Here is a 15,806-nt window from a genome sequence, read left to right on the forward strand (position 1 = left end):
CCATATAATATTTTTAAATACATATTTAGGAGGTAATTATGAAAGATTTATTAGATAAAGGTGCAGTCCTTCAAAGAGATAAAAAAACTTATGCAATTGCTCCTCATGTTCCTGCTGGTTTGATAACTTCTGACCAACTTAGAAAACTTGCTGATGTTGCAGATAAGTATAATGTTCAAGCTATAAAAATAACAGCTGCTCAACGTATAGCGCTAGTTGGACTTGAAGAGAATGATATTGATTCTGTATGGCAAGATTTAGGTATGAAACCTGGAGCTGCTATAGGCTTATGTGTTAGAAGTATTAAAACATGTCCTGGAACATCTTTTTGTAAAAGAGGTTTTAAGGACTCAGTAAGTATAGGTTTAAAATTAGATGATAGATATCATGGAATGAATTTACCAAATAAGTTAAAAATAGGTGTTAGTGGATGTCCTAATAGTTGTGCCGACAATCATACTAGAGATATTGGATTAATGGGTACTCCAAAAGGCTGGACTGTTTTTGTAGGCGGAAAGGGTGGTACAATTCCTAGATTAGGAGATAGACTTGTCATGGGTATACCTGATGAAAAAGTATTAGATTTGGTAGATGATATAGTTAACTTATATTCAGACAATGCAAATAACAAAGAGCGTTTGGGAGCATATATAGATAGAGTTGGATTTGAAGAATTTGCTGCTAACTTTAATTTAACTAAATATAAAAACTAAATAATAAGAAATTTATTAATTTATGTTGAAAATAGTAACAAATATTCTTTTTATGAATATATTAAAATTAAGAAAGGAAGTTAATATCCTTTCTTAATAAAAAACTTAATAACTATGAATAATAATCAAATGGTTGTTAATAATTAAAATATGATCGGAAAATAAATAATTTTTATCCCCCCATTATCACCTATACCCCCCTTGTATAGGTGATTTTTTTACGCTTATTAAAATTATGATTACTAAAAATCTATGGATAACTTATGAAACTTAGTTATATCAACCTTATATTTTTTGAGCGTAAAAAAGATTTTTGAGCAACGTACGAAGTCGTTTGAGTAACGGGACACGAGTTTGTCGAGTGGACGTTGACGACATGAAGTGGTTCGCAGTCGCTCAGGCGAAGCGAATTTTTTTTTTATGTATATAAATCTTAAATTTGTAAATAATTATAGTATACGAAAAATATAATTTTATATCTCTCCCCTAATAAAAAAGGTGCGATGGTTTTATAAAACCATCGCACCTTTTTTATTAATCAAACTTATATAAAACTTCTTCCTCAGTTCCAAATAAGTATATATATGCTTCTTTAACTTTCTTGCCTGTTAATGTACTCAACGCCCTACTGTATATTTCAAGCTGTTTAGTATATTTTTCTGTAATACTATCTTTATTTTCTTCATTTACAAAGTCAGTTTTATAATCTACTATAACAAGTTCATCATTTTCTTCAAAGTAAGCATCTATTATCCCTCTTACCATAAGTTTATCTTCATTTTCTATAATTTCTACTCTATCATCATTTTTGAATATATCACTCATGCTTATTTGTAAATAGAAAGCTTGTTCTCTTTTTAAATAATAAGAACTTAACATTCTCTTTCCTAAATTAGATTTAAAAAACTTTAATACTTTATATGGATTTATAGTATCTGCCTGAGTTTGTGTTAATACTTTCTTTTTTACAGCTAAATTAATTTCTTCATTAATTTCATTTAAATTGCTTACTTTAGTTAAATCAACAATCTGCATGAATAAATGCATTATAGTACCTTTTTGAGCTCCAGTTAATTTGTTCTTACTTACATCTTCTTGTATAAATAATGGAGTTTTTATTTCAGTTTGCTTTTCAATTAATTCTTGAGCACTATAATCAATTTCTTCTTTATTTTCTAATCGTTTGATTTCAGTAACAGATATAGTTCCTGCTCTATTAACAGATTCCATGAATGGATATTTATAGTCTAGCTTATATTTAATATCTTCATAGAATTCACTTTTATTTTCGCTAATATCTAAATTAGATAAAATTATATCTATACTTTCCTCTTCATCATTAGCAGTCTTTTCTATTAATATATCTGATCTTTCCCATATTCTAGTTTCCCAATTTGATTCATGATTATTTAAGTAATTAGCATCTAATTCAATTATGCTGCGTAGTTTATCTAAATCTTTATGCTTTATAACTGCAGGCATTATCCAATCTAAAAAGTTCTTTCCTTTTAAAATTTGATATTCTGAAACAGGTCCCTCATTATCTAGGTCTTCAGACCATTTTTTTATGCTACTCTCTATATCTCTTACCGAACCTGTTATGATTAACTTCTCTTTAGGTCGTGTAAATGCAACATATAAAACTCTCATTTCTTCTGATAAGTTTTCCATGTTTATAGTTGTTTTTAATGCTTCTTTCGCTATACTAGGATATGATATTCTTCTCTCATAATCTACTAGCTGAGGCCCAAATCCTAACCTATGGTGATATAGAATGTCTTTTCTAAAATCTTGAGTATTGAAATTTTTACCCATTCCTGCACATATAACTATAGGAAACTCTAGCCCTTTACTTTTATGTATACTCATGATTCTTACTACATTTGCATTTTCTCCTAATGTTTTAGCACTTCCCATATCAGAGTTCGATCTCTTTAATTTCTTTACAAAGTTTATAAAATTGAAAATACCTTTAAAGCTTGTTGATTCAAATTGCTTAGCTCTTTCAAATAATACCTTTAGATTAGCTTGTCTTTGTGTTCCTGCTGGTAATGCGCCTACATATGCATAATAACCAGTTTCTATGTATATGTACCATAAAAATTCATCGGTACTCATATAAAGTGATTTATTTTTAAAATTATCTAATCGTTCTAAGAAATATTTTATTTTTTCACCTAAATCTCCATCTTTACTACCTGCTATTTGTAAAGCTTCATAAAAACTTTTCTGTCTATCTTCTATTCTTATATCAATTAGCTCTTCTGGTGTAAACCCAAACATAGGTGACTTCAATACTGCAATTAAAGGAATATCTTGCATTGGATTATCAATTATTTGAAGTAATGCTAGTATTGTTTTTATCTCTATAGTATCAAAATATCCAATACCTGTATCTGCATATGTAGGTATATCCATATTCATTAACTCTTCAACAAATACAGGTGCCCAACTAGATGTTGCTCTCAATAGTATTACTATATCTTTAAATTCTACATTTCTATATCCATCAATTTTTTTATCATAAACTTTTGTTACCTTCCCATCTTCATTGGGTTTCATTAAGTTTTTGATTATATTTCCTAACATTCTAGCTTCTAATTGTATATTATCTATTTCTTCTTGTTCTTCCTCATTCTCCTCAGATTCATCTGATTCATTTTTAGATTTAATATTTTTTTGTATTAAATGTATTTGAGCAGGTCCTCCCACTAACACATTTTCTTCTTCACACTCTTTAAAGCTTGCGCCTAAATTTAATCTTTCTTTTTCGCTATATTCGATTTCACCTATATTTTTACTCATTATATTTTCAAAAATATAGTTTGCACAATCTACAACTTCTTTCCTACTTCTAAAATTCTTATATAGCATTATCTTTCTATTTTTAGTACCTTCTTCTGTATCGTAAGTTGCATATTTTTCTAAAAATATTTCTGGTTTTGCTTGTCTAAATCTGTATATACTTTGTTTTACATCTCCAACCATAAATCGATTTGGATTTTCAATACTAGCGATAGTACTTAATAAAACTTCTTGAACCAAGTTACTATCTTGATATTCATCTATAAATATCTCTGAGAATTTTTCTACATATATCTTAGCTACATCTGATGGTATTATATTTCCATCTTCATCTTCATCTGTTAATATAGCTAATGCAAAATGCTCTATATCATTAAAATCTATAATTCCTTTTTCTCTTTTCTTTTCTTGATACTTTTCTTCAAACGCTATTATAAGGTTTGAAATAGAAGTTACAACTGGATATAAATACTTTATTTCATGACAAATCTGTTCATTACTTTTATAAAAAGTTGATCCTATTATACTCTCTAATGATTTTTTATTTTTATCTCTTATAGATTTAGCATTTTCTCTTGCTTTTTTTATGTAGTCAGGGGTATCTTTTCCTAATCTCTTAACTCCTTTTGCGAAGTTTTCAAATTGCATATTGCTCATAAAGTAATATGTCTTATCCCAGCCTTCATTACAAGCACTTAATATATTTAATATTTGAGAATACTCTATATTTAATTTTTCCTTATAAGTTTCTAATTCGTCAATTCCATCTACATATTCAATGGCGCTTTTCATACTAGATGCTATTCCATCTATCTCTATTTTTACATTACTTAATATTGATTCTGACCATATTGAATTTGAAAAATCAAAATCATCATTTATATTAAATAATTCAGCTGAATCTTCTAACCATTTTTTAGGGTATGGTGATGCCATCGAGAAGTTATATATAGATAATATTATATCTTGTAAATCTTTATCTCCTCTTTTTTCTGCATAGCTTTCCACTAAATTTAAAAATCCCTTATCTCTTGATTCATAGTATTGTTCAAAAATTTCTTCTATACATTCTTGCTTTAAAAGAGAACATTCTGTTTGATCTCCTATTCTAAAGTTAGGATCTATATTTATTTTATGAAAATTTGATTTTATTACATCTAAACAAAATGAATGTATAGTTGTAATGCTTGCTCTATTTAATAAAACTAATTGATTTTGTAAATGGCTATTTTCAGGATTTTTATCTAATGCCTTAGCTATTGCATCTCCTATACGCTCTCTCATTTCTGAAGCAGCTGCATTTGTAAATGTAACTACTAATAATTTATCTATATCCACTGGCTTTTTAGTATCTGTTATTATCTGTATAATACGTTCAACTAGTACTGCTGTTTTCCCTGAACCTGCAGCAGCAGCTACTAGAAGATTACAATTTCTGCTATCTATTACAGCTTGTTGTTCGTCTGTCCACTTAGGAGAACTCATTATTCAACCTCTCCTCTCATTTTATTAATTATTTCATCTTGGCTTTTTTTGTTTATAATTCTATAACTATTGTCTTTAAATGTACTATCAAATAAACATATAGTTGCAAAACTACAAAAATCACAAGATGTTGATTCTTTAGTCTTATATGGAGCTATTCCAATATGTCCTTCAAGCATATTTTTGCTTAAGTCTTTAATTGTATGTTTTACATATTTTCTAAGTATTGAAAACTCTTCTTCATTTACACCTGATGTGTTTTTTGAAATAGTTCCATCTTTGTTTATAGACGCTGGTATAACTAATGATGTTGCTTTTTCTCCTTCAGGTAATGTATTGTCCATCTTTCTAATTATATTGCTATCCTTTAATACAAGACCTTTCATTTTAAGCTTCTTCAGTATTTCTTCTCTTATACTATCATCTTCTTTATCTTCATTAGATTTAATAATAGGATCATCTATTTTAAAATAGAGTATAGCAGCAGGATTTATATCTCCATCATTATATTTAGCACTTTCTAATATTGCATCTAGATAAACTAATAACTGTAGCTGTAATCCATGATATACATCCGTAAGACTCATATCTTTATTTCCAGATTTGTAATCTACAATTCTTATATATTTTTCTTGCCCATCTTCAAACATATCTACTCTATCTATTTGCCCTATTAAGTTTATCTCTTCTCCATTTTCTAAAACAATTTTAATAGGTGGATATTTACCCTTTCCTCCAAACTCTACTTCATAGTCTGCAGGATCAAATGATCCTTTTTTAATTTGATTGCTTATAATAGATATAGCTGAAACAAGCATATTTCTTAATCTATATGCCAAGTACTTATATCTTGCTGAACTTTGTAATATATATCCTGGTATCTTAGCTATCAAATCATCCACTATTATAGTTACTTTTTCTACTATATATTCATCTGTGATTTCTCTCCAGTCTAAATTATCTTTAGATAACTGTTTTGAAAACTTATCTAATATATTGTGGACAAATGTTCCAAAATCAGGAGGAGTAAATTCAAATTCTTTTCTTTCTTTTGCTTTTAGCCCATATTGTATAAAATAAGCAAATGGACATTGAGCATATTTTTCTAGCCTAGAAACACTGAATATTTTATTGTCATATAATGCTCTTATTTTTTCACTTTCTATCTGCTTAACTTGATTTGTATAATTTAAACCTTCTATTATATTTTTTGCTCTAATGTAATAGTCATCATTTTGTATGAAGTATTTGTATGCATCTAGCCATACAGAATCTATATATTTTTCTTCTTCAAATTCTTTTATAGCTTTTATAAGTTCATTAAATACACGTGCTTTAGTAGTTATATTTTCTACTATTTCTTCACTTGAACAATATTTTACATCACTTAAATAGCTTGTATTTTTTATATTTGGAAATATCTTTTTAAGTCTAGACACTATTATCGATGGTCTTAGTGTTTTTCCTTCATGATCAGCAATTGGATATGTAACTGTTAATGAACATTTAGTTGAGGTTAAAGCTCTATAAACTAAAAATTGTTCTTCAAATGTTTTAGTTTTACTGTCAATATCAACCTCTATCCCATTATCTCCTAAATTTTTTCTATCACTGTCATTTAATATTCCATCATCTTTTGATATTAGTGGAAAAATTCCATCTGTAGTTCCCATTAAATATAAATGCTTTGTATTTGGGTTTTTCATTCTGTCTACACTACTTACTAAAACCTGATCTAGACTTGGGGGTACTGTTGCTAATTCATACTCATCAAAACCAATACTTATTACTTTTATGAATTTATCTAAGTTTATCGTATCCTCACCCATAATCTCTACTATTTGGTCTAGTATATCAACAACAATCTCCCAAACCTGAGCATACTGATTCGCTAAATCTATCTCATTATTTTCTTTAAATTTATCAATCATTATTTGTATAGTGTTAGGTATATTTATATCTAATAAAAATTCATATATATATTTACATATATCTTTTGCTTTATTTTTTCCTTTTAGTTTTTCTTGTAATTTAATTATAGGTTTTATTATTAAATCTTTAATCTCATTAACTCTATTTATTATATCTATTTCATAGTCATTCTCATCCTCATTTAATTTGTGATATACTCTATAGTTCCATTTTTCTTCAAACCATCTTTTACCTTTTATTCCATTTGCTAAAACATAATTTTCTATTAAACTAATATCTTCTATACTTATTCCTAAAAGACCACTTTTTAAATATCTAAACATAGTTTCATAGTTATATCTCCTATTTTGCATTTCTAATGCTGCTATTATCAAAACTATAATAGGATTACTTTTAGCTTCTTTTTTACTATCTATAAAATTAGGTATTTCATATTCATTAAATATAGATTGAACTAAAAAATCATACCTATTTAAATCTCTAGTTACTACCGTTATATCTCTATATCTTGCTTTTTTATCTCTAACTAAAAATACTATTTCTTTAGCTATTTGCTCTACTTCTGAGTATAAGTTACTAAACTCTTTTATAGCTATACTTTCTGTTTCCTCTTCATATATTTTATAAGGATATGAATAGTAATTCCTTTCAAGGTGTTCTAATTCTTTGTTTCCTTCAAATCTTTTTATTTTACTTGCATTTAAACTTATTTCAGGCTTAATTATAACTCCTGATTCTAAGCATAATTTTTTTAATTTCTCTTCTGTAAATTTAGTACGAGAAAAAACATCTGTCTTATTGTAAGTCTTAACTAAGTTGTTATCTAATGTCAAAGTTACATTTACTTCTGCGGCTTTATGCAATAAACTCTTTATTACTCTATATTGATTTGGAGTAAAACCTGTAAATTCATCAATGTAAATTATTGCATTGTCAAAGTAATTACAACTTTCTATCTTGTCCGCTAACGATGCTAATAAATCTTGTGAATCTATATAATTTTCATGTAATATGTTTTCATAATTAGCATATATCTTACTTATATCCTGAAGCTTTAGTTTAAGTGTTTCACTTTGTACTTCTCCAGCTATATTTTCTAAAGATTCATGAGAAATACTATATTGCTTAAGTTCTGATATCATATCAGCTATAGTACCTATAAATCCAGGTTGAGATGCTGCCTTTGAAAATATTTCAAGGTCTTCACTAACCCCTTCTAACGCTTTATAAATCATCATAGATCTACCACTAGCATTTATATTTATATCTGTTAATCCTCCAACCTGACAAAATACTATATTACTTAATGTTTTAAAACTAAGTACTCTAGCTCTAAGGTATGGATCTTTTTTTAAATAATTACTTAGTCTTTTTTCACTTTCAAATGTGTATTGTTCTGGAACTAGCAGTATTATAGGGGATGTTCCATCATCAAGAACTTGCTTAGAAATTTCTTCTAAACAATATGTTGTTTTCCCACTACCGCCTCTTCCAAATATAAATCTAAGGCTCATATATTTCTTCCTCCAATGTGCTATAGTTTACAGCTTCATTATTGCACAATTTATTAAACTCACAAAACTTGCAATGTTTAATATTTTTTATATTTTTTTCTTCATTGTAATTTGTATTTAATATATTTACTATATAGTTTTCTAATTGTTTTTTATTTATGTTATGTTTTTCATTACTATATGTAATTGTTATAGGCTCATTATAATACTCTGGCTGATAATAACTTAATTTTATATTTTCATAATCTATATCTAAATTATATATTTTACCAATAGTTTCACTTGCTAAAAATAAATAAACTAAAGTTTGAACTCTATTTTCTACATCTTTATATTCTATCTTTCTATTTTCTGTTTTCCAATCCCAGATACTTATACTATCCTTATCTACTACCACTAAATCAAATTTAGCCTGTATTTTAAAATTATTCAAACTATATCTAACCTCATACTCTGGAAGATATAACTTATCATCTTTTATAGGTATTAATCTTTTAATTTTTTCTAACCATATATTGAATTCTTCATTATTTAAAAATTCTATTCCAGTTGGTATATTACTAAAATACCTCTCACATATTAAGTGGAAATCTGAACCTAATTTAAGATTTTCATAGTAATCTCTACTTCCTTCATCATCTTGTTTCCAATTTAATTTGTCTACATATTTAAATTTGAATTTTAATGGGCAACTTCTATAAGTGTTTATAGAGTTTTGACTAAACAAGAAATTCTCTAATTTTTTATTCAACAATATCACCTCTCTTAACTTTTATAAATCTACCTAAGCTATTAAAATAAAAAGATGGTTTTTGTTGTTGCTTTTTATTTGTTGTATTATCTTTATAACTATGTCCTGATAACATCAACATTTCTTTTGCCCTTGTTATCCCCACATATAATAATCTTATTTTTTCATTTATTATGTCTATTTTATGCTTGTACATAAAATCCTTAGGGGCATCACCAGTTACTATTGACTCAACCTCAGATTTTGCTATAGCTACTGGATTTTTATATTTATCTTTTAAATACCATAACTCTCCCTGGAATTTTTGTTTTATATCTGCTGGAAATTTAAATTCTGTTAAATCAAGTAAAAATACAACATCCCATTCCATACCCTTTGACTTATGGTATGTACAAACAGTAATTCCTCCTGGCTTAGGTTCATATCCATTTATTTCATATATTATTTCGCTTATGTAATTAAATACTCTATTTCTATCATCTAGAAGTATTTTTGATATATCGTATAAACTTGTATTTGGATTATCAAGTATTAGGTATCTAGCATAAAATGCTATATACTCTACCATAGCCTTTTCTTCATCTGATATTTCTATATTTTCACCAATTATCAATATTAGTTCATCTACTTTTATAGATTCATACTCTATTATATTTTTTAAACGTTCTATCCCTTTTTTAAAGGTTAAATATATTTCATCTCTATTATCTATAACAATATCTTCTATAACTGTTTCTGTGTCATATATTATATCTTCACTTTCATATTTTTTTAATTTACATAAAAACTCATCTTTACCTATTTTATTATCAGAATTTATATACACTTTTTCTAAAACATTAATTAATTTTTCTGTACTGTCACACTGAGATAAAAAATCAATTATATAACCTATGTTATTTATTATCTTCCTTTTATGTGATGAGTTTGGTCCTAGTTCATCAAACTCTAAGTTATGAGTTTCCAAAACTTGAGCTACTTCCCTTACTTGATTATTAAATGGAACTAATATACCTATACTTTTATCTGGAGTATTAGCTTTTATATACTCTACAAACTTTACAGTTTGTACTATTTCTTTTTCCCATGTTTCATACCATTTTGCATTCAATAAATATTTATCGGGTTTAGGATTTTCTTTATATCCCTTACCATCTGGCACTGTTTTTATTTCCATATCTTCTAGCGCACTTTTACACTCTTCTAAATAAAATTCTTTTGTAATTAATTTTACTAGTCTATTTGATAATTCGATAATGTCTTTAGAACTTCTGTTAGACATATCCATTTTGTAACAACTATCAGCTTCTTCCATAAACTGCTTAAAAAACATTGGATCTGATGATGAGAATGTTCCATTTATACTTTGGTTTACATCTCCAACACGAACTAAATTATTATTATCTTCGGATAATAGTTTTATTATTTTTCCTTGAAGTTCATTTGAATCCTGACATTCATCTTCAAATATATATGAATATCGCTTTTGAAACTTAATTTTTAAATTTTCATCACTGCTAAGTGCTTTATATGCTAATATCAAAATATCATCATAATCTAATAATCCATTATTTTTCAACTTTCTTTCATAGTCTTTGTATATAGGTAAAATACATTTTAATATTCCTTTATGTCCATTTAAAATTATATTTTCTAGTTTTTCTGGTGAAATATCCTTGTATTTTAACTCACTTATAGAGTTTGTAACTAAATCAAAAAAACCTTGGTTCCATGACTCTAAACATCTATTTCTCCATTCTTCATCTCTCTGTTCTTTAACAAAAAAATTAAAAGCTTTTTCTCCTCCATTATTTTTAAAGTTATTTATACTCTCATTTAATATGATACTTTTCTTTAAGTCGTCCACTATGCTAAATTCATCACTTAACATTACAATCTCGGGCTTTTCTTTTATTATTTTTACTGCCAAACTATGAATAGTCATTACTTCATATGAATTTTTATCATCTATATCCTTTTCATCTAATAATTTTGCTATTCTACCTTTAAAATTATTAACTGCACTATTCATATAAGTAAGTATTAGTATTTTCCCTGGTCTATGCTTGCCTTGACTTATTAATTTTGCAACTAAATTTGTAACTATAAAAGTTTTTCCAGCTCCTGGTACTGCTGGTACCGCCATAGTTCCACCTTCATAATTTATTATAGGCGTTTGATCTTCTCTATAATTTATTTTCATTAAAATCACCTTTATCTATTAACTTTAAAATCACTCCATACAAACTTCCTTCTTGTATGTACCCATTTACTGTATATTCACTTTTATATGCATATACTTTTTCAGTATTTAAAAGAAGATTATATATTGTATTGTTTAAATAATACTCTTTATAAAATTCTTCAACATCATTAGTATATATGTTTCCTTCAATAAAAGACTTTTTTAAAACATGTACATTACTTATTTCTTTTTCAGATTTCATACTCCACATGTTACTACCTATATCCAACCAAATTTGTATATCACTTTTCATATTATGAGATATGTAAGTATATGGAGTAGTCAATACAACTAAGTCTTCATCTTTAAAATCTTCTAATTCTAGTAAAGTATAATAATCTTTTATGCTTGATTTTAGTGCCTCTATAAATATTTTTTCCTTTGATTTATTATTATTTATTCCTAATAAAGATATATTCTCTGTAAAATTCTCACTTTCTTGAATTATCTTTTTACAAATCTTCACATTTTCTTTTCCTTTTGGAAGTTGTAATAATTTATCAATATAAAATTTAATTAAAAATTCATAAATATTTACATCATCTAACTTCTTACTTCTTATGTAATTTATTATTTCATTATATTTATCCGACTCTAATTTTTTACTTAATATTTTTTTAGATCTAATTTTATTCGTATTTAATAAAAGGCTTATAAAGCTAATATAATCTTCATTATTTAAAAGTTCTTCACATTCATAAAATATACATGAAGCTACCATTAATGCATGTGCATAAGGATAATCAATTATTCTTTTATCTTGTTTTGTGCTATAAAATCCTATGTTATTTTTTAATAATGTATTTTTTATTTCATACTCCGTAATAGTATTGTTTATTGGTGAAATAATAGCTATATCCTTTGCTCTATAACCCTTGTTAATTAATTCTACAACTTTATTGCTAGCCTCAATTAACATCTGACTATATAGTTGCATATTTTGATTTAATTCAATGTCTTTATTTAATTTAAGTAATTCACTTATATTAACTTCACTTATTTCACTATTTTTAATAAACTTGCATTTACTAAATAATTTGTCTTTAATATATTTCATATCTACATTATTAAAAGCCGCATAGTCTTTCGTCTGATTTATATACATATATGACTCTTTTACACTGTCTAACAATATATCTATAAAATCAACTTCACTTGCTGTACAGTTTTCTAAACTATCTACTATTAAATAATTCACTCTTCTTCTCAAGCTATTTACATATTCCTCATCTTTTAATAAAAATTCATTATACAAATAAATTGCTATTGAATTATCCATAGTTGAATTTTTTAATAATAAATCTAGGTACTCATTTATTATTTCTTGCATTTGACTGTATGAAAATCTATCCATCTTACTTTGGTTATGTTTAGAGTAATAAATTCTATTACCTATATCATTTAAATCTATTAAACTTTGACATCCCTTATTTATATTAAAGCTAATACTACTTGCAATATTTCTGTTGGATGCAGTTATATCGTTAAAAAAGCCCTCTACATTCCTTTTTTCTTTAACTATTTTATTTAAAATATAATCGCTCAAACTACTATTTATAATAGATGGTTTTACTTTATGATTGATTATATTATTATATTTTTGCTGTATAATTGGCCAAAACTTCACTACTTCTTTTATTAAAAATGAGTTGTATGTTGAAATATTTATTTCTTCACTTATGTTTAAGTTTATTAACTTATTATATTTAAATTTAATTTTGTTGTTTGGTACTAATAATAAAACATTGTTTGTTTTATATGAATCTTTATTTGCAAACTCTATATATTTATCCTTAATATCATTAATTTTTCTATCATTTAAAATATCATTTACTATACTATTCATAAACTATCCCTTCCTTTATAAAGTAATTATACCATATAAAAGAACATGCTTTCGGCTATAATCCTGTTATTAAAATTGTCCGTATAATGTAATAAGTGTGTAGTTATAACTACACACTTATTACATTATTTTTATCAATGCTATATCTTCATTATTAACTTCAAAGTCTTTTATAACAAAATTATTCATAACTATATTTTCAAACTTATACTTTGAACTATCAAAATCAATATACTGACAATCAAATATCATGTTCTCGTTCAGATAATCTGTATTAATACGCTTTAATACAACTCTATACATAAAATTCCTCCAATTAAACAATTTAGTCTATACTATAATTATTTATTGGACTTACTATTTTTATTCACTTTTACCTATTTATTCAAGTATTTTTTTATTATGCTATCAACGATGTACTTACTTGCAAGGCCATCTCCATATGGATTTGAAGCTTTAGACATTTTTTCATAACTTTTTTTGTCTATTAACAATTCCTTTGCTGTATCATATATATCTTTCGAATTTGTTCCCACTAATTTCAATGTCCCCGCTTCTACTCCTTCGGGTCTTTCCGTTGTATCTCTAAGAACTAAAACTGGTCTTCCAAGAGAGGGAGCTTCTTCTTGGATACCTCCACTATCAGTCATTATTAAATAAGATTTACTCATAAAATTATGAAAATCTATAACGTTTAAAGGCTCTATTAAATGTATTCGCTCATTATTACCTAAAATCTCATCAGCAGTAGTTTTAACTTTAGGATTTAAATGTACAGGATATACTACTTGAACATCATTAAATTCGCTTACGATCTTATTTATGGCTTTAAATATATTTTCCATATTTTCGCCCAAGTTCTCTCTTCTGTGAGCAGTAAGTAAAATCATTCTATCACTTTTAATTTTATCTAATATTTTATTGTTATAATCTTTTTTTATTGTTGTTTTTAAAGCATCTATAGCCGTATTTCCAGTTACATAAATGTCATCACTACACTTTCCTTCTTTTATTAAATTTTCTTTTGATTTATTAGTTGGAGTAAAATGCATATCTGCTATAATACCTGTAACTTGTCTATTTATTTCTTCTGGATATGGAGAATATTTATTATAAGTTCTAAGTCCTGCCTCAACATGCCCAACATCACATTTATTATAAAATGCTGCTAAACTAGCAGATAACGTTGTTGTCGTATCTCCATGTACCAAAACTATATCTGGCTTTGATTTTCTTATTACCTCATCTATTCCTTCTAATGCACTAACTGTTATAGATGTTAGCGTCTGATTTTTTTTCATTAAATTCAAATCAAAGCCTGGAGTTATATTAAATATATCTAAAACTTGATCTAACATTTGTCTATGTTGAGCTGTTACACATACAATACTTTCAATTTCTTTTCTGCTTTCAAGTTCTTTTACTAAAGGTGCCATTTTTATAGCCTCTGGCCTCGTTCCAAAAACGGTCATAACCTTAATCTTATTCAAAGCTATCATCTCCTTTAAGTTTATTATTCGAATCTTAACTAAGTATAGTTATATCCAAATATAGATACCTTTAAATATATTTTCCCTATTTCCTATATTTTATTTTAATCCCATACCGTATAAGCGTAATTCTTCTTTATTTTACACATCAAAAAAATGGTTAGGATTAAGTTATAATGCAGAAGTCATTTTAAAGCATCTTCTCAGCTTTATGACTTCAAATGTAACTTAATCCTAACCACCACTTAAATCCACGTAAAATAAAAAAGATTACGCGGCTACGTCCTACTCTCCCAGGCAGCTTCCCACCAAGTACCATCGGCGCTAAAGAGCTTAACTTCTGTGTTCGGAATGGGAACAGGTGTATCCTCTTTGCTGTAATAACCGCATAATCTTTATTTAGGAGCGGGTGAAGGGGATCGAACCCTCACAGCCGGCTTGGAAGGCCGGAACTCTACCATTGAGCTACACCCGCATATTTAATTGGTGACCCATAGGGGAATCGAACCCCTGTTACCGCCGTGAAAGGGCGGTGTCTTGACCGCTTGACCAATGGGCCTTGTTTAAAAAACCTAGCTACGTCCTACTCTCCCAGGCAGCTTCCCACCAAGTACCATCGGCGCTAAAGAGCTTAACTTCTGTGTTCGGAATGGGAACAGGTGTATCCTCTTTGCTATAATAACTAGATTATGTTGTTCTGTTTTGAACAAGTATTATATTAACATTTTAATTAAAAAATGTCAATATATTTTTTAAAGATATTTAAGTAAAGTAATATCCTAGAGTTAGCACCCTGAAAACTGAATAACATTAGTAAGATTAGATAATCTTGGTCAAGTCCTCGATCTATTAGTATCGGTAAGCTACATACATTGCTGCACTTACACCTCCGACCTATCAACCAGGTAGTCTTCCTGGGATCTTACCCTTACGGTGGGAAATCTTATCTTGAAGTTGGCTTCGCGCTTAGATGCTTTCAGCGCTTATCCATTCCGTACATAGCTACCCAGCCATGCCCTTGGCAG

General features: G+C 27.4%; 8 protein-coding genes, 2 tRNA genes and 3 rRNA genes. 1 reads left to right on the plus strand and 12 read right to left on the minus strand.

Annotated features, from left to right (window positions below; all coding sequences use genetic code 11):
* Positions 1 to 38 precede the first annotated feature (38 nt).
* Positions 39 to 713, plus strand: a complete 675-nt coding sequence (locus tag VN21_RS16995) for a nitrite/sulfite reductase domain-containing protein (protein ID WP_332840894.1) — start codon at positions 39 to 41, stop codon at positions 711 to 713.
* Positions 714 to 1,247: 534 nt separating this feature from the next.
* On the opposite strand, the gene addA is transcribed toward VN21_RS16995, so the two are convergent.
* From addA to VN21_RS17055, 12 genes are all read right to left on the minus strand, one after another.
* A complete protein-coding gene (gene addA, locus VN21_RS17000; protein WP_046824315.1) occupies positions 1,248 to 5,003 on the minus strand; it encodes a helicase-exonuclease AddAB subunit AddA in 3,756 nt (1,251 codons plus the stop codon).
* Positions 5,003 to 8,449, minus strand: coding sequence for a helicase-exonuclease AddAB subunit AddB (gene addB, locus VN21_RS17005; protein WP_046824316.1), 3,447 nt, complete (start codon positions 8,447 to 8,449; stop codon positions 5,003 to 5,005). Before addB ends, addA begins: the two co-directional genes overlap by 1 nt.
* Complete coding sequence (locus VN21_RS17010; protein WP_046824317.1) at positions 8,439 to 9,200, minus strand: PD-(D/E)XK nuclease family protein; 762 nt, start codon at positions 9,198 to 9,200, stop codon at positions 8,439 to 8,441. The genes addB and VN21_RS17010 overlap by 11 nt, the downstream gene beginning before the upstream one ends.
* A complete protein-coding gene (locus VN21_RS17015) occupies positions 9,193 to 11,403 on the minus strand; it encodes an ATP-dependent helicase (protein ID WP_046824318.1) in 2,211 nt (736 codons plus the stop codon). Before VN21_RS17015 ends, VN21_RS17010 begins: the two co-directional genes overlap by 8 nt.
* A complete protein-coding gene (locus VN21_RS17020) occupies positions 11,387 to 13,291 on the minus strand; it encodes a hypothetical protein (RefSeq protein ID WP_046824319.1) in 1,905 nt (634 codons plus the stop codon). Before VN21_RS17020 ends, VN21_RS17015 begins: the two co-directional genes overlap by 17 nt.
* Before the next feature lie 120 nt (positions 13,292 to 13,411).
* Entirely contained in the window at positions 13,412 to 13,594 is a 183-nt protein-coding gene (locus tag VN21_RS17025; RefSeq protein WP_035114690.1) for a hypothetical protein, read from the minus strand.
* Between the two features lie 74 nt (positions 13,595 to 13,668).
* The gene (gene wecB / locus VN21_RS17030) at positions 13,669 to 14,781 is read right to left on the minus strand and encodes a non-hydrolyzing UDP-N-acetylglucosamine 2-epimerase (protein WP_305071879.1); all 1,113 of its coding nucleotides are present in this window, start codon (positions 14,779 to 14,781) and stop codon (positions 13,669 to 13,671) included.
* 272 nt (positions 14,782 to 15,053) lie between these two features.
* A 5S ribosomal RNA gene (rrf, locus tag VN21_RS17035) occupies positions 15,054 to 15,170 on the minus strand.
* A 15-nt stretch (positions 15,171 to 15,185) separates the two neighbouring features.
* Positions 15,186 to 15,256, minus strand: a tRNA-Gly gene (locus VN21_RS17040).
* A 9-nt stretch (positions 15,257 to 15,265) separates the two neighbouring features.
* A tRNA-Glu gene (locus VN21_RS17045) sits at positions 15,266 to 15,340 on the minus strand.
* An 11-nt stretch (positions 15,341 to 15,351) separates the two neighbouring features.
* Positions 15,352 to 15,468 (minus strand): 5S ribosomal RNA (gene rrf, locus VN21_RS17050).
* 142 nt (positions 15,469 to 15,610) lie between these two features.
* Positions 15,611 to 15,806, minus strand: a 23S ribosomal RNA gene (locus VN21_RS17055); the annotation flags it as partial.

It is taken from the genome of Paraclostridium benzoelyticum, from assembly GCF_001006285.1.
GTDB classification, from domain to species: Bacteria; Bacillota; Clostridia; order Peptostreptococcales; family Peptostreptococcaceae; genus Paraclostridium; species Paraclostridium benzoelyticum.